General features: G+C 65.5%; 16 protein-coding genes and 1 tRNA gene. 9 read left to right on the plus strand and 8 right to left on the minus strand.

Annotated features, from left to right (window positions below):
• The first annotated feature begins 35 nt into the window (after positions 1–35).
• The gene (gene pyk / locus ACK5NO_RS05990) at positions 36–1,454 is read left to right on the plus strand and encodes a pyruvate kinase (protein ID WP_416811752.1); all 1,419 of its coding nucleotides are present in this window, start codon (positions 36–38) and stop codon (positions 1,452–1,454) included.
• A gap of 174 nt (positions 1,455–1,628) precedes the next feature.
• On the opposite strand, the gene ACK5NO_RS05995 is transcribed toward pyk, so the two are convergent.
• The gene (locus ACK5NO_RS05995) at positions 1,629–2,084 is read right to left on the minus strand and encodes a methylglyoxal synthase (RefSeq protein ID WP_416811753.1); all 456 of its coding nucleotides are present in this window, start codon (positions 2,082–2,084) and stop codon (positions 1,629–1,631) included.
• 60 nt (positions 2,085–2,144) lie between these two features.
• A tRNA-Leu gene (locus ACK5NO_RS06000) sits at positions 2,145–2,217 on the minus strand.
• A gap of 113 nt (positions 2,218–2,330) precedes the next feature.
• On the opposite strand from ACK5NO_RS06000, the gene ACK5NO_RS06005 reads away from it, so the two are divergent.
• Positions 2,331–2,954 (plus strand): ANTAR domain-containing response regulator, encoded by a 624-nt coding sequence (locus ACK5NO_RS06005; protein WP_416811754.1) that lies wholly within the window; start codon positions 2,331–2,333, stop codon positions 2,952–2,954.
• Between the two features lie 200 nt (positions 2,955–3,154).
• On the plus strand, positions 3,155–4,429 hold the full coding sequence (locus ACK5NO_RS06010) for an ABC transporter substrate-binding protein (protein ID WP_416811755.1): 1,275 nt from the start codon (positions 3,155–3,157) through the stop codon (positions 4,427–4,429).
• Positions 4,430–4,573: 144 nt separating this feature from the next.
• On the opposite strand, the gene ACK5NO_RS06015 is transcribed toward ACK5NO_RS06010, so the two are convergent.
• From ACK5NO_RS06015 to ACK5NO_RS06035, 5 genes are read right to left on the minus strand one after another with little or no spacing between them, the layout of a single operon-like run.
• Positions 4,574–5,305, minus strand: coding sequence for an ABC transporter ATP-binding protein (locus ACK5NO_RS06015; protein WP_416811756.1), 732 nt, complete (start codon positions 5,303–5,305; stop codon positions 4,574–4,576).
• Complete coding sequence (locus ACK5NO_RS06020; RefSeq protein ID WP_416811757.1) at positions 5,305–6,144, minus strand: ABC transporter ATP-binding protein; 840 nt, start codon at positions 6,142–6,144, stop codon at positions 5,305–5,307. Before ACK5NO_RS06020 ends, ACK5NO_RS06015 begins: the two co-directional genes overlap by 1 nt.
• Positions 6,137–7,111, minus strand: a complete 975-nt coding sequence (locus ACK5NO_RS06025) for a branched-chain amino acid ABC transporter permease (RefSeq protein ID WP_416811758.1) — start codon at positions 7,109–7,111, stop codon at positions 6,137–6,139. The genes ACK5NO_RS06020 and ACK5NO_RS06025 overlap by 8 nt, the downstream gene beginning before the upstream one ends.
• Position 7,112: 1 nt before the next feature.
• A complete protein-coding gene (locus tag ACK5NO_RS06030; RefSeq protein WP_416811759.1) occupies positions 7,113–8,180 on the minus strand; it encodes a branched-chain amino acid ABC transporter permease in 1,068 nt (355 codons plus the stop codon).
• A gap of 41 nt (positions 8,181–8,221) precedes the next feature.
• Positions 8,222–8,629, minus strand: a complete 408-nt coding sequence (locus ACK5NO_RS06035) for a PaaI family thioesterase (RefSeq protein WP_416811760.1) — start codon at positions 8,627–8,629, stop codon at positions 8,222–8,224.
• Positions 8,630–8,647: 18 nt separating this feature from the next.
• Here ACK5NO_RS06035 and polA point away from each other — a divergent pair, with 18 nt between their 5' ends.
• Both polA and ACK5NO_RS06045 read left to right on the plus strand, forming a co-directional pair.
• Complete coding sequence (gene polA / locus ACK5NO_RS06040; protein ID WP_416811761.1) at positions 8,648–11,314, plus strand: DNA polymerase I; 2,667 nt, start codon at positions 8,648–8,650, stop codon at positions 11,312–11,314.
• Between the two features lie 10 nt (positions 11,315–11,324).
• Entirely contained in the window at positions 11,325–12,344 is a 1,020-nt protein-coding gene (locus tag ACK5NO_RS06045; RefSeq protein ID WP_416811762.1) for a 6-phosphofructokinase, read from the plus strand.
• 90 nt (positions 12,345–12,434) lie between these two features.
• Here ACK5NO_RS06045 and ACK5NO_RS06050 read toward each other — a convergent pair whose 3' ends face one another.
• The gene (locus ACK5NO_RS06050) at positions 12,435–13,712 is read right to left on the minus strand and encodes a CDP-glycerol glycerophosphotransferase family protein (protein WP_416811763.1); all 1,278 of its coding nucleotides are present in this window, start codon (positions 13,710–13,712) and stop codon (positions 12,435–12,437) included.
• A 68-nt stretch (positions 13,713–13,780) separates the two neighbouring features.
• Here ACK5NO_RS06050 and ACK5NO_RS06055 point away from each other — a divergent pair, with 68 nt between their 5' ends.
• The 4 genes from ACK5NO_RS06055 to uvrB all read left to right on the plus strand — a co-directional run bounded on the left by ACK5NO_RS06055 (position 13,781) and on the right by uvrB (position 18,601).
• Positions 13,781–14,179: an adenylyltransferase/cytidyltransferase family protein gene (locus ACK5NO_RS06055; RefSeq protein WP_416811764.1), complete on the plus strand. Its 399-nt coding sequence runs from the start codon at positions 13,781–13,783 to the stop codon at positions 14,177–14,179.
• A 134-nt stretch (positions 14,180–14,313) separates the two neighbouring features.
• On the plus strand, positions 14,314–15,795 hold the full coding sequence (gene rpsA, locus ACK5NO_RS06060) for a 30S ribosomal protein S1 (protein ID WP_416811765.1): 1,482 nt from the start codon (positions 14,314–14,316) through the stop codon (positions 15,793–15,795).
• A 98-nt stretch (positions 15,796–15,893) separates the two neighbouring features.
• A complete protein-coding gene (gene coaE / locus ACK5NO_RS06065; protein WP_416811766.1) occupies positions 15,894–16,493 on the plus strand; it encodes a dephospho-CoA kinase in 600 nt (199 codons plus the stop codon).
• Positions 16,494–16,528: 35 nt separating this feature from the next.
• A complete protein-coding gene (gene uvrB, locus ACK5NO_RS06070) occupies positions 16,529–18,601 on the plus strand; it encodes an excinuclease ABC subunit UvrB (RefSeq protein ID WP_416811767.1) in 2,073 nt (690 codons plus the stop codon).
• Positions 18,602–18,607 lie beyond the last annotated feature (6 nt).

The raw sequence follows: 18,607 nt of genomic DNA on the forward strand, positions 1-18,607 counted from the left end.
GGCGCAACCCCGCAAGACACACTAAGTTGGAGAACATGCGAAACGCGAAGATCGTCTGCACTATTGGCCCCGCCACGGCCCCCATCGAGAACATGCGCCAGCTGGTGGGCGCCGGGATGGACGTGGCCCGCATCAACCGCTCGCACGGCAGCGCCGAAGAGCACGAGCAGGTGTACCGGAACATCCGTCAGGCCGCTGAGGAGGCGGGACGCAACGTCGCCGTCCTCGTCGACCTGCAGGGACCCAAGATCCGCCTTGAGAAGTTCGAGAATGGCCCCCACGACCTCGCTGTCGGGGATGTCTTCACCATCACCACGCGTGACGTGATCGGTACCAAGGACATCTGCGGCACTACCTTCAAGGGCCTGCCCGGCGACTGCTCGGTGGGTGACACCCTGCTGATCGACGACGGCAAGGTGCGCCTGTCCGTGACCGAGGTCACCGACACCGACGTGGTTACCACCGTCGTCGTGCCCGGCCCCGTGTCGAACAACAAGGGCATCAACCTGCCCGGCGTCGCCGTCTCGGTGCCCGCGCTGTCCGACAAGGACGAGGAGGACCTGCGCTGGGCCCTGCGCCTCGGCGCCGACTTCATCGCCCTGTCGTTCGTGCGTTCCGCCGCGGACTACGAGGACGTCGCCCGCATCATGGCCGAGGAGGGCGTGACCCTCCCCGTCGTCGCCAAGGTCGAGAAGCCGCAGGCCGTCGAGAACCTCGAAGAGATCGTGGACGCCTTCGACGGCATCATGGTTGCCCGCGGTGACCTCGGTGTCGAGCTGCCCCTCGAAGAGGTGCCGCTGGTCCAGAAGCGCGCGATTGAACTGTGCCGTGCGAACGCCAAGCCCGTCATCGTCGCGACCCAGGTGCTCGAGTCCATGACTCACTCGCCCGTGCCGACCCGTGCAGAGACGTCCGACTGCGCCAACGCCATCCTCGATGGCACCGACGCTGTCATGCTCTCTGGCGAGACCTCGGTGGGCGACTTCCCGATCGTCACGGTCGAGACCATGGCGCGCATTGTGCGCAACACGGAGGAGAAGGGCTTTACCCGTATCGCCCCGTTCCTCACCACGCCCAAGACGCGCGGTGGCGCTGTCACGCACGCTGCGGCCGAGATCGCCAACGTGCTCGACATCAAGTACATCGTGACCTTCACCCAGTCGGGTGACTCGGCGCTGCGCATGGCGCGTCTGCGTCCGAGCGTGCCGATGCTGGCCTTCACCCCGGACCCCAAGACCCAGAAGCGCCTTGCGCTGAGCTGGGGCGTCGAGGCCCGCGTGGTGGACCGCGTGGAGACCGCCGACGACATGGTCGACATGGTGGACAAGGCACTCAAGGACGAGGGACGGGTTGTCGACGGCGACTACGTCGTGGTCGTTTCGGGTACCCCTGTGGGCATTCCCGGCACCACCAACTCGATCTTCGTGCACAAGGTGGGCCAGACCCGCGACTAAGTCGCGTTAAGCCAAAGAAGAGCGGCCCGTCCTCGCAAGAGGACGGGCCGCTCTTTGTGTCTCGCGTGAGACCCGCATCGTCCCTTCACGAGCCAAATGGATCCATTTGACGCACAAGTCTCGTCCCTTCACGAGCCAAATGGATCCATTTGACGCACGAAAAAAGGGGGGGGGCTAGTGGTCGCGTCGAGGCGCGAACTGTGCGGGGTCGCGCGGCGCGTGGCCGGGGACGGCGCGCTTGTAGTCCTCGTGGAACAGGGGAGAGGAGATCAGGAAGTCTGCCGTGGCGACATTGGAGGCCATGGGGATGTTCCAGACCGTTCCCAGCCGCAGCAGCGCCTTGACGTCGGGGTCGTGGGGCTGGGGCTCAAGCGGATCCCAGAAGAACACGAGCATGTCGATGCCGCCTTCAGCAATGCGCGCACCGATCTGCTGATCGCCTCCTACGGGGCCCGACAGGAAGCGGCGTACGGGAAGTCCGAGCTCGCGCTCAAGCAGACCACCGGTGGTGCCTGTGGCGTAGAGGTGGTGGGCGGACAACGAGCCCTTGTTGAACAGCGCCCATTCGAGCAGTTCAGGCTTCTTGTTGTCGTGCGCCACGAGGGCGATGTGCCGGGCTGTCGTAGGCATGTGGTGGCTCCGTTCGTCATGACTGTGCGCGCGGTAGCCACGCGCAGTAGCGCGCATGCGTGCCCCGAGTGGGATTCGAACCCACACTGGAACGGGTTTGAGCCGTTTGCCTCTGCCGTTGGGCTATCGGGGCGGCGAGTCAAGGTTAGCGGTTCGCGGACGGGCCGGGCGACACGATGCGCCGGTGACGAGAAAACGCGGCGCAGAAGTTGAGAACCAGGGCCTTGCGGACAGTAGGGTAGGGGGGTGACTGACGTGAACGACACCGCCGCTGAGCCCACCGCCGCCAAGAAGCGCCGCGCGGTGGTCGCCGAGGATGAGGCTCTCATCCGTATGGACATCGTGGAGACCTTGACTGAGGCCGGCTACGACGTCGTCGGTGAAGGAGCCAACGGCGAGGAGGGCGTTGCCCTCGCGCTCGAGCACAAGCCCGATGTTGTCGTCATGGACATCAAGATGCCCGTCATGGACGGCATCACGGCAGCAGAGAAGATCGCCGCCGAGCGCGTCGCCCCCGTGGTCCTGCTGACGGCCTTCAGCCAGACGGAACTCGTGGAGCGTGCGCGCGACGCAGGCGCCATGGCCTACGTCGTCAAGCCCTTCACCCCCGCAGACCTGCTGCCCGCGGTCGAGATCGCTGCGTCGCGCTTTGCGGAGATCCGCGCGCTCGAGTCTGAGATTGCCGACATCACTGAGCGCATGGACACCCGCAAGAAGGTGGAGCGCGCCAAGGGTCTGCTGATGGAGAACATGCGGCTGAACGAGCCCGAGGCCTTCCGGTGGATCCAGAAGACCTCGATGGACCGTCGACTGACCATGCGCGAGGTGGCAGAGGCCGTCATCGACCAAATGGGCGGGGCCAAGAAGTAGTCCCGAGGTCGCGCCGGATTCGTGCGCGACACCACTACACCAGGGCGTTTTGTGCCCTTTGATCCCCGAGAGGTCACGAAATTGTGATGATCGGGACCCACATCGGAAACGTCGTTTCGCTAGCGTGACCACAAGGCGACCGGGGAGAGTCCCTGGGGTCTATGGACTGGCGGAGGTTTCGCCGGTGTGGAGGAATCAACATGGCAAGGTGGAATTCCATCGGCCGCGGCGTCGGACTCGCCGCAGTTGCGGCCCTTACCCTCGCAGCGTGTTCTAGCGATCCCAGTGACCCCGCGACGAGCGATGACCCCGGCAATGCAGCGTCGGGTGACCCGCTCAAGATCGGCACCTTCCTGCCCATCACCGGAACGCTGGCCTTCCTTGGTCCTCCTGAGATCGCAGGCGTCCAGGTGGCCATCGACGAGATCAATGAGGCGGGCGGCATCTTTGGCGCCGATGTCGAACTGCTGTCGACCGACTCGCACGATGCCAACAACCCGTCGATCGGTGACCAGTCCATCCAGGAGCTCATCAACGCTGAGGTCTCGGCGATCATCGGGGCGGCTTCGTCCGCCTCGACGTCGCTCGTGATCGACGACGTTGACGCCGCTGGCATCGTCATGGTGTCGCCTGCGAACACGTCGACTTCGCTCAGTGGCTACTCCGAGTACTACTTCCGCACCGCGCCGCCGGACACCGCTCAGGGTGCCGCCGTGGCCGACCTGATGATGTCCGAGGGCGCGCAGAACATCGCAATCCTCGTGCAGGGCGACGACTACGGCGTTTCGTTCCGTGACGTCGTGAAGGAGACCGTTGAGGCAGCGGGCGGCACCATCACGTACGGCAACTCCGGCGAGGAGGTCGACCCGGCAGGTGGCAACTTTGCTGCCAACGTCGAGGGGGCGCTCGCCACGAACCCGGATGCCATCTTGATGATCGCGTTCGATGTGACGGCTCAGATTGTTCCTCAGATCGACGCCGCCGGCTATGACATGACCAAGGTGTACATGTCCGACGGCAACACCTCCGACTGGTCCGAGGCGTTCGAGCCCGGCACCCTCGAGGGAGGCAAGGGCACCATCCCTGGTTCCGCCCCGACGGAAGAGTTCAAGGCCCGCCTGGACGAGGCACACGGCGACGTCCTCACCGACGTGTCGTACGCCAACGAGTCCTATGACGCGGTCATGTTGGTCGCGCTGGCGGCGCTCAAGGGCGGCTCGTCCGACCCCGACGTCATCAAGGACAACATGGCGGCCGTCTCGGGCACGAACGGTGGCACTGAGTGCACCGGTTGGGTCGAGTGCTCCGAACTCATCGAGGCCGGCGAGGAGATCGACTACAACAGCCTGTCCGCGTCTGGCCCATTTAACGAGGACAACGACCCCACGACCGCCATCATCGGTGTGTGGCAGTACGACGAGAACAATGTCCCGCAGCGCGTGGACGAGGTGTTCTGGGAGGCAGCCGCTGAGTGAGCTGAGGCTCTGAGCGACTGAGAACGACTGGCCCCCTCGCCCATCAGGGCGAGGGGGCCATTTCTCGTGTGTCAGGGACAGGCAAGCGAGAGGGCCGATGCGCGAGGGGCTTCCCGCGCATCGGCCCGTTGTCGTGTGGGGCTGTCAGGCCCCCAGGGTGCCGAGGTAGAGCTCGATCACCTTGGGGTCCTTGAGGAGTTGCTGCCCAGTCGCGGTGTAGGCCGCAGTGCCCTGATCGAGGACATAGCCCCGGTCGCAGATTTGCAGGCAGCGACGGGCGTTCTGCTCGACCATGATCACTGTCACGCCGGTCGCGTTGATGGCGCGCGTGCGCACGAAGGTCTCGTCTTGGCGAGCGGGGGACAGGCCGGCGCTGGGCTCGTCGAGCAGCAGCACCTTGGGATCCATCATCAGCGCGCGGGCCATCGCGACCATCTGACGTTCGCCGCCCGATAGCGAGCCAGCGCGTTGGCTCTTGCGCTCGATGAGCACGGGGAACAGGTCGCCGATGACCTCGAGGCGCTCCTTGAACGACTTGGGACGCTGGTAGGCGCCCATCTCAAGGTTCTCCTCGATGGTCAGCGACGGGAACACATTGTTGGTCTGCGGCACGAAGCCGATGCCGCGCTTCACCAACTGGTCGGCGCGCAGGCCCGTGATGTCGTCGCCGTCGAGGGTGAAGGCCCCCGACGTGACGGGCACCAGCCCAAACAGCGCCTTCAGCAGCGTCGACTTGCCGGCACCGTTGGGGCCAATAATGCCAATCAGCTCGCCCTTGGCGACCTCGAGCGAGCAACCGTTGAGGATGCTCACTCCAGGGATGTACCCAGCGAACACGTCCTTGGCGACGATCAGGGGGCCGTCAGTCGGTGCCATCAGCGCTCCTCCGAGAGATCAGTGTCATGGTGCTCGCCAAGATAGGCGTCTTGGACTGCGGGGTTCTGCATGACAACGTCAGAAGGGCCCTCGGCGATGAGCTTGCCCTGCGCCATCACGGCCACCCAGTCGGAGATGCGCCGGACCATGTGCATGTCGTGTTCCACGAACAGGACTGTCATGCCTTCGTTCTTGAGCTCGATGATGTGATCGAGCAGCGACTCGGTGAGTGCCGGGTTCACGCCCGCCATAGGCTCGTCGAGCATGACCATCTCGGGCTTGGACATCAGGGCCCGTGCCATCTCGAGCAACTTGCGCTGGCCGCCTGACAGGACCCCGGCCGACTCATCGCGCTTGTCATAGAGCTTGAAGCGGTCCAGCAATTCGTGTGCCTGCTCGGTGATCTCCTTTTCCCGCTTGGTCCACAGGGGAGGCACAAAGGCCGTCAGCAGGCTCTCGCCCGGCTGCTGTTGTGCGCCAAGGCGCATGTTCTCCATGACGGTCATGCCTTGGAGCGCCTTGGTGAGCTGGAAGGTACGTACCATGCCCATGCGCGCGACCTTGTGAGGCTGCACTTTGCGCAGCGGCTTGCCGTTGAAGGTGCCGGAGCCCTCTTGCGCCTGGTCGAAACTCGTGAGCAGGTTGAAGAAGGTGGACTTGCCTGCACCGTTGGGGCCAATGAGCGCGGTGATGGTGTGGCGCTGGACCTCGAAGTGGTTCACGTCGACCGCGGTGAGGCCGCCAAAGCGGCGCACCACGCCGTTGGCGACCAAAATGGGGTCGCGCTTGGCCACGCCGGACTCGTGTGCGACGTCGACGAATGCAGTGGGATCAAGCATGGAACGCCAGCTCCTTCTTGTTGCCGAGGATGCCTTGCGGTCTGAACACCACGAGCAGGATCAGGCCGACGCCCACGAGCGTGAGCCCGAACGGCTCGATCACCGTGGCAGGCATGATGCTCTCCGGGATGAAGGCCTTGGCGAGGGCCCTCACGAGCGACAGCGCGGACCAGAAGACGATGGATCCGACGACGGGCCCCAGCACGGTGGCGGCCCCGCCGAGCAGCAGGATGGTCCAGATCCAGAAGGTCGTGGGGCGTCCCATCGAGTCCGCGACCACAGCACTGCCATGGGCCCAGATCACGCCGCCTAGCGCACCAATGACGCCACCAATGATGAGCGCCTGCATCTTGTACCAGTACACGTTCTTGCCGAGCGAGCGGACGGCGTCCTCGTCTTCGCGGATGCCCTTGAGCACCCGACCCCACGGAGAATTCGACAGCCGCCAGAAGATCGCGAGCAGGAGGAACACGAGGCCCCACGCCACGACTCGCAACCACCAGGAGTCAGATGACGTCCCGTGGTACGTGAATGGACCAACCGTCAAGCGTTCGTCGGGGAAGGGAGACAGCGCCTCGAACGGATCCTTGTAGTCCCGGCCTTTGATGCCGAGCGAGCCTCCCGTGACATTGACCAGCGTGTTGGAGCGACCGGCGTAGCGCACGATCTCCGCGGCGGCGATCGTGACGATCGCCAGATAGTCGCCGCGCAGTTTGAGGGTGGGCCATCCCAGCAGCAAGCCAAAGACGATGGCGGCGCCCATCGCCACGAGAAGTGCGGCCCACATGGGAAGGCCCTCGCGGACGGAGATGGCGTAGCCGTACATGCCCAGGAGCATGAAGCCCGCCTGGCCCATGTTGAGCAGGCCCGTGAGTCCAAAGTGGAAGTTCAGCCCGATCGCTGCGATGGCGAAGGCCGCCGTCGCGGGGGTGAACATCTGGTCGAGGGCGTTGATGAGAATGTCCATGTCAGCCCACCCGCTCCTTCTGTCCCAAGATTCCTTGAGGTCTGACAAGCAACACGATGATGAGGATGGCGAGGGCAGAGGCGTAGCGCATGTCGGGTGCGATCACGACGGTCGAGACCTCTGCGACCACCCCCACCACCAAGGCACCCACGAGCGCGCCAAAGGCCTGGCCAAGGCCGCCCAGGGTGACGGCGGCGAACATCAGCAGCAGAATGCGCGCGCCGGAGTCGAATCCGACGCCCTGGTCGAACAGCGCGAGCAGGATGCCGCCGAGCGCCGCGAGGGCGCAGGCCATGACCCACACGAGCCGGATGATGCCGTCCACGCGGATGCCCGAGGCCGCGGCGAGGGCCGGGTTGTCGGCGATGGCACGGGTGGCGCGACCGCGGCGGGTGTAGAGCAAGAACAGCGCCACACCCAGCAGCGCGATGGCAGCGATGACCACGGACATCAGTGTCTGGGTTCCGATGTAGAAGTCACCAAAGGTGATGCGCCCGCCCGTGCTGGTGGTCAGGCGGTGACGGCTCGCGCCCATCCACCACTGCCACAGGTTCAGCAGTGCGAGTGAGAGGCCGATGCTGACGATCATCTGCTGGATCACGGCGACGCGGCGTCGGCGAAGAGGGTTCCACAAGAACCGATCTTGGAGCCATCCTGTACCGCCGGCGATGATGATCGCCACCACTGCCGCGATGGGCAGCGGCCAGCCGATGGTGAAGGTGCCGGGCACCAGAGGGATACTCACCTCCTGGGTGGTGCTCAAGAAAAAAGTGAGCAGGCCACCGAATGTGACCTGCTCACCGTGGGCGAAGTTGCTCAGCCCTGTTGTTCCGTAGATCAGCGACAGCCCTACCGCGGCGAGCGCGAGGAGCACCCCGAACGCGAGCCCGTTGATGGTGTTCTGAATCACGAGCACCGACGTGGGCGTACCCGCGGGCACGGCGGGGGTAGTGACCTCCGCCGCTGCGGGGGCATCGCCCAGGACGAATGTCGCGACAATGAACGCTGCGGCGCAGATCAGCAGCAGCGCGGCGCCCCTGATCAGGCGCTTATCGGGTTTCGTGATCACCGTTGTCCCCTCCGTTTGGGCGTCACTGTAGACCCCGTGTGTTACCGGGATGTTTTCAACATGCACGTCAATCGAGCAGTAGCGACCAGTTGGTCCTGATCGTCGGAAATGGTGATGCTGTAGGTCGCGATAGACCGTCCCAGGTGCAGCGCCGTGGCCACTCCACGGACGGCGCCCTCGCGTACTGAGCGGTGATGCGTGATGTTCAACTCCACGCCGACCGCGATGCCGTCTGGCGCGGCGCGGGCGACGGCGGCATACGAGCCGAGCGTCTCCGCGAGCACCGCAGAGGCGCCGCCGTGGAGCAGTCCATACGGCTGGGTGTTACCCGCGACGGGCATCGTCCCCTCGGCCCGCTCGGCGGTCACTGACTCCAGGGTGATACCCATGCGTTCCAGCAGGGTGCCCGCCGTGGAAGCGGCGAGCGACACATCGTTGTTGTCGGCCATAGGGGATAGGTTGGCACAGTGAGTGCACAAGACAGGCCAACACTGCTGCTGATCGACGGATTGTCCATGGCCTTTAGGGCCTTCTTCGGTTTACCAGTCGAGAATTTCGCGACCTCCACCGGCGTGTCGACCAACGCGGTGTACGGATTCACGAGCATGCTCGCGACCCTGATGCGCGACCATCAGCCCACCCACGTGGCAGTTGCTTTCGACCTGCCCGGAGGAACGTTTCGCACCGAGCAACTGCCCAGCTACAAGGGCACCCGCGACGAGACGCCGCCCGAGTTCGAGCCGCAAGTCCCGCTGATCCGGGAGGTGCTCACGGCGCTGGGCGTCGCGGCCGTGGACAAGCCGCGCTACGAGGCCGACGACCTGCTGGCGACGTACTCCACGCTGGGGCGCGCCGCAGGCATGCGTGTGCTCGTCGTGTCCGGCGACCGCGACACCATTCAGCTGGTCAACGGGGACGTGACCTTGCTGTACCCCCGCAAGGGGGTCTCCGACCTGGTCCATTTCACTCCCGAGGCGGTGCAGGAGAAGTACGGAGTGCGGCCCGAGCAGTACCCGGACCTCGCGGCGCTCGTTGGCGAGACCTCGGACAACCTTCCCGGAGTGCCAGGGGTCGGGCCCAAGACAGCCGCGAAGTGGATCGGGATCTACGGTGGCTTGCCCCAGATTCTCGACAGCGCCGAGGACGTTCCCGGCAAGGCAGGACAAAGCCTGCGGGATCACCTCGACCAGGTGCGCCTGAACCGTGAACTCAATCACTTGCTCACCGACCTCGAGGTGCCGCTGACGGTCGACGAGCTCGAGTTCCGGGGCGGCGATGCCGCGGCGATCCACGAGGTGTGCGATGCGTTGCAGTTCCGCACCCTTCGCGACCGGCTGCTGCCGTTCGTGGCGGGCGGGGGAGCGCAGGGCCAGGATCAAGCGCCGCCCGCCGACGGGGCCATTGAGGTGGTCACCGAGGGCGCCGTCGAGGCCGTGACCGGACTGACAGGGCCGGTGGTCCTTCACGTCGACGGCAAGATCGGTGCCGATGCGGACGCGTGGGGCCTGGGTGTTGCCACTGACGCGGGGGTGTGGGGCATCGATCTCGCAGGCCTGAGCGCCGCGCAGGAGTCTGCGCTCAAGGGCTGGCTCGAGGACGCCACGGTGGAGAAGACTCTGCATGGTGCCAAGGACGCCTGGCATTCGCTCCAAGCGCGGGGGATCAACCTCGCAGGAGTGGTCGGCGACACCCAAATTGCCGCGTTCCTCGTCAACGCCGACCAGCGGGGCTTCGACCTCGACTCCGTGCTTCAGCGCTTCCTCGGTGTGCCGGCGGGCGCTGAAACAGGTGGCGGCGAGTTGGACCTCGGCCTTGGCGGTGGCGTTGCGCTCAGCGCTGGCACGACAGCCGCGCAGGTCGCTCTCCTGGCCACCACCCTCACGACAGAGGTCGACGAGCGCGGCATGGGCGACCTGTACCGGGAGATTGAGATCCCGTTGATCGGAGCCCTGGCCGGCATGGAGCACGCGGGCGTCGCGATCGATCGCACGCACCTGGGGTCGCTTGCCGATGCGGCGCGGGCACGGGCGGATCAGGCCGCCGCAGCGGCCTACGAGGCGATCGGGGGCGACGAGGTGAACCTCGGCTCGCCCAAGCAGTTGCAAGAGGTGCTGTTCGTCCGCCTGGGGATGCCCAAGACCAAGAAGATCAAGACGGGGTACACGACCGACGCCGCATCGCTCGTTGAGCTCCAGGCAAAGAGCCCTCACCCGTTCCTTGAGGCGCTGCTTGCGCACAGGGACGCGGCCAAGCTCGGTCAGATCATCGACACGCTGAATCAGGCCATCCGCGATGACGGGCGCATTCACACGACGTTCTCCCAAGTGGTGGCGTCGACCGGACGGCTCAGCTCCAAGGACCCCAACCTGCAGAACATCCCGATCCGTACCGAGGAAGGCCACCGCATTCGCGAAGCCTTCGTCGTCGGCGAGGGGTACGAGACGCTGCTGACCGCGGACTACAGCCAAGTTGAGATGCGCATCATGGCTCACCTGTCCGGTGACGAGGGGCTGATTGAGGCGTTCAAGGCGGGGGAGGACCTGCACCGCTTTGTGGGCGCGCGGGTGTTCGGAGTCGAGCCGCAAGACGTCAGCGCTGAGATGCGCTCCAAGGTCAAGGCCATGAGCTACGGCCTTGCGTACGGGTTGTCTCCCTACGGCCTCGCGCGTCAGCTATCGGTGCCGGTGGGAGAAGCCCAGGCCCTCATGGACGACTACTTCCATCGTTTTGGCGGTGTGCGCGACTACCTCAAGACTGTGGTGGACAGGGCCCGAGAGGTGGGCTACACCGAGACGATCCTTGGCCGCAGGCGCTATATCCCTGATCTCAACTCGACCAACCGCCAGCGCCGGGACATCGCTGAGCGCGTGGCGCTCAATGCCCCCATTCAGGGAAGCGCTGCGGACCTCATCAAGAAGGCAATGCTCGGCGTCGACAAGGCGCTGAGGGACCAACGTCTCGCGTCGCGACAGCTCCTTCAGGTGCATGATGAACTCGTGGTCGAAGTCGCGTCAGGCGAGGCAGATGCGGTCGAAGCCATTCTCGTCGAAGAGATGCACGCTGCCGGTGACCTGTCCGTGCCCCTTGACGTGAATGTCGGCCGGGGCAAGGACTGGCGATCGGCCGGACACTAGAGTTGGAGCCATGCGCGTAGGAATCCTCACCGGAGGCGGAGACTGCCCCGGCCTGAATGCTGCTATCCGAGCCGTCGTTAAGCGCGGCACTGCCGAACACGGAATGTCCATCGTGGGCTTCCGCAACGGTTGGCAGGGGGTCATCGACGGTGACGCCGTGCCGCTGACGCGGGACGACGTGAGCGGCATCCTCGTTCACGGCGGCACCATGCTGGGCACGGCACGCTGCCACCCTCACAAGGTCGACGGCGGCATCGAGGCCGTTCAGCAGACCGTTGCTGACGAGAAGCTCGACGCTCTGATCTGCATTGGAGGCGACGGCACTCTGCGTGCGGCCTCCAAGGTCAACAAGTCCGGCGTCCCCGTGATCGGCATCCCCAAGACGATCGACAACGACGTGGTGGGCACCGACGCCTCGATCGGCTTCGACACCGCCGTCACGATCGCCACGGAGGCGATTGACCGCTTGCATTCGACCGCTGAGTCGCACAACCGCGTCATGGTGGTCGAGCTCATGGGCCGGCACTGCGGTTGGATTGCCGTCACGGCAGGTATCGCCGGTGGTGCGGACATCGTGCTCGCCCCCGAGTCGCCGTTCGACATCGAGCAGATCGGCCGCAAGATCCGTCACCGCCACCGCTACAAGAACTTCTCGATCGTCGCGGTGGCCGAGGGTGCCGTGCCGGCCGAAGGCAGCGCCTGGGACGCCTCCGAGACCCTCGACGAAAAGGGCAACCCCATCGCAGGTCAGGTGGGCATGCAGGTCACGCGCGCGATCGAGCGCATCACGGGCTTCCCGAGCCGCCTGACGACCCTGGGCTACGTCCAGCGCGGTGGCGTGCCCACGGCGGCCGACCGCCTGCTGGCCACGCGGTTTGGTGTGGCGGCTATCGACGCTGCGGCTGAGGGCAACTTCGGCACCTACTCAGCGCTGCGTGGCGAGCACATCGAGATGCTCGACTTTGACGTCATGGCAGGCAAGACCAAGTACGTGCCCAATGAGCTGCTGCAGACGGCCTGGGGACTGTAAATATTGATCGACTGACGCCGTCCGTGCCGCCGCGAGGTGGCCGGGCGGCGTTGTCGTTTCCTTGGCGGAAGCTCGGCCGAGCGCGCCACCCTAGTGGTCGGTCGAGTCCGGCCGCACGGGAGGGTGCGTGGTCCAACCTGCGGGATGAGTCGCGGTGGGTGGGGGAGCGATCCAGGGGCCAGGACTCTCGCCAAGCAACGCGATCCGCACGATGGCTTCGGCGGCGGTCCCGCCTTCGTAGGTGGCGAACCGCTCGCGGAACGATGCGCGTCGCTGAGCGTACTGGCGAGCCGCAAAGGTGCCGGAATCGAGCGACTCGACCAGCGCATCGGCCGTCATGACGACCTGGCCGGGGGCGTCCGCGGTGATGTCAAAGTACGCTCCCCGCGACTGTCGGTAGTCGTCCCAGTCGTCGCACAGCAGCACGATGGGCCGGTCCAGCAGGCAGTAGTCGAACATCGCCGATGAGTAGTCGGTCACCAGCGCATCGGACGCGAGATAGAGGTCCTCGACTTGCCAGCCCTCGGACACGTCGGTGACCTTGTCCGAGGCCAGGTCGCGGCGCGTGTGGTCGTGGTAGTAGTGGTCGCGCACCAAGAGCTTCAGGTGTGCGGGAAGCGCCGCAGCGACGGCCTCGACGTCGAGGCCCTGTTCGCGGACGCCGGCGCGATCACGCCACGTGGGCATATAGAGAACGGCGACGTCGTCCTCGCCGAGCCCAAGCCGTGCGCGTGCTTGCGCGCGGTCGTTGTCGGTGGCGCTCAGCAGTCGGTCGTTGCGAGGAAAACCGGTGGCGAGCATGGTCGCGTCGCAGGCGTACGCGCGCTGCCACACCTCGGTCAGATACTCGCTGGTCGAGAGGCTGTAGGTCCAGCGCTGGCAGCGCCGGTGCATGGTCGTGATGGTCTCGTTCGCGGGGCAATCCCCGGAATAGGTGCGGTCGGCCCCCATGTACTTGAGCGCGGTGCCGTGATGGGTCTGGACGTAGACCTGACCGCGGGGTGCGCGGACGCTCCAGTACGGACTCGAGTCGTCGATGATGGCGCGGGCGGTGGCTTCGACCTTCAGGGCCGCGAGCGTTCGAGGCCGTACATGGGTCACGCCAGCGGGAACCAGATGTTCGTCCTCGGCGCGCACGATCCACACCGCACGGAACTCGGGGGCAAGCCGCTGCTGCGCCTCGAAAACTGCGAGCGGATTGCCGCGGGGCGCGCGATGCCAGCCGCTCGTATAGGCCACCAAGGAGGGATCGAGGGGAAGTCGGGCGTAGTACCAGCGGCCGAGCGTGCGGTCCTGGACGGCCCGGCCCACGCGGGTTGCCGAGGAACTCAGGCGACGGATCGCGCTGGTGAAGGGGCCGGTACGCACGTCGCGAGTATAGGTCTGGCGCAGGGGAGATGACGGAGAGGTGAACGCGTACGCCTATCCTTGGGGCCATGACTCGCGTGCTGACCTTCGGTACCTTCGACCTGTTCCACATCGGCCACGTCAACGTGCTCATGCGCGCGGCGTCGCTCGGCGACCACCTGACGGTGGGGGTGTCCTCCGATGCGCTCAACTACTCCAAGAAGGGCCGCAACCCCGTTTACCGGGAAGAACACCGCATGGCGATTGTGAAGTCGCTGGCCTGTGTCGACGAGGTGTTCGTGGAGGAGTCGCTCGAACTCAAGGGCGAGTACATCAAGGAGCACCAGGCTGACGTGCTCGTCATGGGCGATGACTGGGCCGGAAAGTTCGACCACTACAAGGAGCTGTGCGAGGTGGTGTACCTGCCACGCACGGCCGAGGTGTCGACGACGGATATCATCCAGAGCATCCGCGAAGATCTCGACTGAGTAACAGTCCGCACCACTGCCTTTGTGTGCTGGGCGTTCGCCCGGTAGGATGAACGTCGGTCTCGTGCGCCCGCGCGCGGTTCCGCAAGTACATTTCCATTCCTTCATCCACCATCCATCGGAGCTACTCCTTAATGTCCGTATCCACCCCCGAGTCCACCCCCATCGCCGTCAACGACATCGGCTCGAGTGAGGACTTCCTCGCCGCCATTGACGCGACTATCAAGAACTTCGACGACGGTGACCTCGTCGAGGGCACCATCGTCAAGGTTGACCGTGACGAGGTCCTGCTCGACATCGGCTACAAGACCGAGGGCGTCATCCCCGTTCGCGAGCTGTCGATCCGCCACGACGCCGACCCCGACGAAGTTGTCACCGTGGGTGACACCGTCGAGGCCCTCGTTCTCCAGAAGGAGGACAAGGAAGGCCGTCTGATCCTGTCCAAGAAGCGTGCGCAGTACGAGCGCGCCTGGGGCTCGATCGAGAAGATCAAGGACGAGGACGGTATTGTCACCGGTTCCGTGATCGAGGTCGTCAAGGGTGGTCTGATCGTGGACATCGGTCTGCGTGGCTTCCTTCCCGCTTCGCTCGTCGAGATGCGCCGTGTGCGCGACCTCGGCCCCTACATCGGTCAGCAGATCGAGGCGAAGATCATCGAGCTCGACAAGAACCGCAACAACGTGGTCCTGTCGCGCCGTGCCTTCCTTGAGCAGACGCAGTCTGAGGTGCGTTCGAGCTTCCTCACCGCGCTGGCTCCCGGCCAGGTGCGCAAGGGTGTCGTGTCGTCGATCGTCAACTTCGGTGCGTTCGTCGACCTGGGCGGCGTTGACGGCCTCGTGCACGTCTCCGAGCTGTCCTGGAAGCACATCGACCACCCCAACGAGGTTGTCTCCGTGGGCCAGGAGGTCGAGGTCGAGGTTCTCGACATCGACATGGACCGCGAGCGTGTCTCCCTGTCGCTCAAGGCGACGCAGGAGGACCCGTGGGAGGTCTACGCCCGTACCCACGCGATCGGCCAGATCGTTCCGGGTAAGGTCACCAAGCTGGTGCCGTTCGGTGCGTTCGTGCGCGTCTTCGACGGCATCGAGGGCCTGGTGCACATCTCCGAGCTCGCCGTGCGTCACGTCGACCTGCCCGAGCAGGTTGTCGCTGCTGACGAAGAGGTCTTCGTCAAGATCATCGACATCGACCTCGAGCGTCGTCGCATCTCGCTGTCCATCAAGCAGGCCAACGAGGGTGTCGACCCCGCGGGCGAGGACTTCGACCCCGCGCTGTACGGCATGACCGCCGAGTACGACGAGCAGGGCAACTACAAGTACCCCGAGGGCTTCGACCCCGAGACCCAGGAATGGCGCGAAGGCTTCGACGAGCAGCGCGAGGCCTGGGAGGCGGAGTACGCCAAGGCTCACGAGCGCTGGGAGGCGCACAAGCAGTTCGTCGCCAAGCAGGACGAGCAGGCCGCCGAGGCCGAGTCGACCGGTGCGGCGCCGCGCAAGCGCGGTGCGAAGGGTGAGGCCACTGCCTCGTACTCCTCGCACGACGAGTCCTCCGACGCCGGCACGCTGGCCTCGGACGAGCGTCTCGCCGCTCTGCGCGAGAAGCTGACGGGCAACTAGCAGCAACTGACAACAGGGCCGCGATCCGCGAGGGTCGCGGCCCTGTTGCATGTCCGGGGACTGGCGCGCGGGCCCCTCCGGGTGTGAGACTCTGTGCCATGTTGCGTATTGGCCTCACAGGAGGCATCGCCGCTGGCAAGTCCACGGCTTCCGCCAGGTTTGCTGAGCTGGGCGCTGTGGTGGTCGACCACGACCACCTTGCGCGCAGGGCCGTCGCGCCTGGATCGGCGGGCCTCGTCGAGATCGCCAGGGCGTTCGGTGATCGCGCGGTGCGGGAGGGGGCACTCGACCGGGCGGCGCTCGCTGCGATCGTGTTCAGCGATCCGGTCGCGCGGGCGCAGTTGGACGCCATCGTCCACCCCTACGTGTTCGCCATGGCGAGGGCGGCCGACAAGGCCGCGAGGGCAGACGGTGCGAGCGTGGTCGTCCACGACATCCCGCTGCTCGTCGAGGCCGCGTCTGATCACGACTACGACCTTGTAGTCGCGATCGCCGCCGACGAGTCGACGCGACAGAACAGGCTCGTCACGTCGCGGGGCATGAGCCTGGCCGATGCGCGGGCCAGGATCGCATCGCAGGCGTCAGATGGGGAGCGGGCGGCCCTCGCGGATGCGGTGCTCGACGGTAACGGCAGTGCAGACGAGTTGCGCGCACAGGTCGATGAGTTCTGGAACCTGACGGTGCCCTCGGCGCCGTGACGCCGTTGTCGGAGGGGACGCGTAGCGTAGAGCCCATGTCCGAAGACCTCCGCCGCAGCAACGCCCCCTTCGAGGTCGTCTCGGAGTACAAGCCATCGGGCGACCAGCCCAAGGCCATCGACGACCTCGCCGCTCGCCTCAAGGCGGGGGAGCAGAACGTCGTGCTGCTGGGCGCCACGGGTACCGGTAAGTCGGCGACCACTGCGTGGCTCGTGGAGCGCTTGCAACGGCCCACGCTCGTGATGGCCCACAACAAGACCCTCGCCGCGCAGCTCGCCACGGAGTTCCGCGAACTGCTCCCTCACAACGCTGTCGAGTATTTCGTCAGCTACTACGACTACTACCAGCCCGAGGCGTACGTGCCGCAGACGGACACCTTCATCGAGAAGGACTCGTCGATTAACGAGGAGGTCGAGCGGCTGCGGTACTCGGCGACGAACTCGCTACTGACGCGCCGGGACGTCGTGGTGGTCTCGTCTGTGTCGTGCATCTACGGCCTGGGAACGCCTGAGGAGTACATCCAGGGCATGGTGGTGCTCGGCGTCGGGGATGTGCTCGACCGCGACGGACTGCTGCGTGAGTTCGTGCAGATGCAGTACAGCCGCAATGACCTGGCCTTCACCCGCGGCACCTTCAGGGTCAGGGGCGACACCGTCGAGATCATCCCGGTCTACGAGGAACTGGCGATCCGCATCGAGTTCTTCGGTGATGAGGTGGAGGCCATCTACACCCTTCACCCCCTGACCGGTGCCGTGATCGAGCGCCGTGAGCAGGCGCACATCTTCCCGGCATCCCACTACGTGGCGTCCGTAGAACGCATGAACAAGGCGATCTCCACCATCGAGCTCGAACTCGAGGAGCGACTCCAAGAACTCGAGCGTCAGAACAAGCTCCTGGAGGCGCAGCGGCTCAAGATGCGCACCACGTTTGACCTCGAGATGATGCGCTCCGTCGGCACCTGCTCGGGCATCGAGAACTACTCGCGGCACATCGAGCAGCGCGCCGTCGGGACGCCACCTCACACCCTGCTGGACTACTTCCCGGACGACTTCCTTCTTGTCATCGACGAGTCCCACGTGACGGTGCCGCAGATTGGCGCGATGTACGAAGGCGACGCCTCGCGCAAGCGCACCCTCGTCGAGCACGGCTTCCGGCTGCCTTCGGCGCTCGACAACCGTCCCCTCAAGTGGGGCGAGTTCCAAGAACGGGTCGGTCAGACGGTCTACCTCTCGGCTACGCCCGGGCAGTACGAGCTTCAGCGTGCAGACGGCGTGGTCGAGCAGATCATCCGCCCCACCGGCCTGGTGGACCCCAAGGTGGTCGTCAAGCCCACCGAGGGCCAGATCGACGACCTGCTCGAGCAGATCCGCCAGCGTGTCGAGCGCGACGAGCGGGTGCTGGTGACGACGCTCACCAAGAAGATGGCCGAGGACCTCACGGAGTACCTGTCTGATCGTGACGTGCAGGTGGAGTACCTGCACTCCGACGTGGACACGTTGCGCCGCGTGGAGTTGTTGCGTGAACTGCGCATGGGCCGCTTCGACGTCCTGGTCGGCATCAACCTGTTGCGCGAGGGCCTCGACTTGCCGGAGGTCTCGCTGGTGGCGATCCTCGATGCCGACAAGGAGGGGTTCCTGCGCTCGGGAACCTCGCTCATCCAGACCATCGGACGCGCAGCGCGTAACGTGTCCGGCGAGGTCCACATGTACGCCGACACGATCACCGACTCGATGGCGACCGCCATCGAGGAGACCAACCGTCGTCGCGACATGCAGATCGCGTACAACACGGCGAACGGGATTGACCCGACGCCCCTTCGCAAGCGGATCGGCGACATCACGGAGATGCTCGCCCGCGAGGATGCCGACACGGCGTCGACTCTTGAACGGGCGGGTCGCTCTGCCAAGGGCAAGAGCGGGACCGCGGCAGGCGCATCGGCCATGGCCGGGCGGCCAGCAGAGGAACTCAGCGAATTGATCGAGAGCTTGTCCGAACAGATGCATGAGGCGGCCGCTGAACTCAAGTTCGAGCTCGCGGGGCGCCTGAGAGACGAGATCGCTGAACTGAAGAAGGAACTGCGACAGATGATTGACGCGGGGAGCGCCTAGTATTGC

It is taken from the genome of Demequina sp. (assembly GCF_047975725.1).
In the GTDB taxonomy this organism is placed as follows: domain Bacteria; phylum Actinomycetota; class Actinomycetes; order Actinomycetales; family Demequinaceae; genus Demequina.

Coding starts and splice junctions, on each gene's coding strand:
- pyk (WP_416811752.1), top strand. CDS start 36: ATGCGAAACGCGAAGATCGTCTGCACTATTGGCCCCGCCACGGCCCCC.
- ACK5NO_RS05995 (WP_416811753.1), bottom strand. CDS start 2,084: ATGCCTACGACAGCCCGGCACATCGCCCTCGTGGCGCACGACAACAAG.
- ACK5NO_RS06010 (WP_416811755.1), top strand. CDS start 3,155: ATGGCAAGGTGGAATTCCATCGGCCGCGGCGTCGGACTCGCCGCAGTT.
- ACK5NO_RS06015 (WP_416811756.1), bottom strand. CDS start 5,305: ATGGCACCGACTGACGGCCCCCTGATCGTCGCCAAGGACGTGTTCGCT.
- ACK5NO_RS06020 (WP_416811757.1), bottom strand. CDS start 6,144: ATGCTTGATCCCACTGCATTCGTCGACGTCGCACACGAGTCCGGCGTG.
- ACK5NO_RS06025 (WP_416811758.1), bottom strand. CDS start 7,111: ATGGACATTCTCATCAACGCCCTCGACCAGATGTTCACCCCCGCGACG.
- ACK5NO_RS06035 (WP_416811760.1), bottom strand. CDS start 8,629: ATGGCCGACAACAACGATGTGTCGCTCGCCGCTTCCACGGCGGGCACC.
- ACK5NO_RS06045 (WP_416811762.1), top strand. CDS start 11,325: ATGCGCGTAGGAATCCTCACCGGAGGCGGAGACTGCCCCGGCCTGAAT.
- ACK5NO_RS06055 (WP_416811764.1), top strand. CDS start 13,781: ATGACTCGCGTGCTGACCTTCGGTACCTTCGACCTGTTCCACATCGGC.
- rpsA (WP_416811765.1), top strand. CDS start 14,314: ATGTCCGTATCCACCCCCGAGTCCACCCCCATCGCCGTCAACGACATC.
- coaE (WP_416811766.1), top strand. CDS start 15,894: ATGTTGCGTATTGGCCTCACAGGAGGCATCGCCGCTGGCAAGTCCACG.
- uvrB (WP_416811767.1), top strand. CDS start 16,529: ATGTCCGAAGACCTCCGCCGCAGCAACGCCCCCTTCGAGGTCGTCTCG.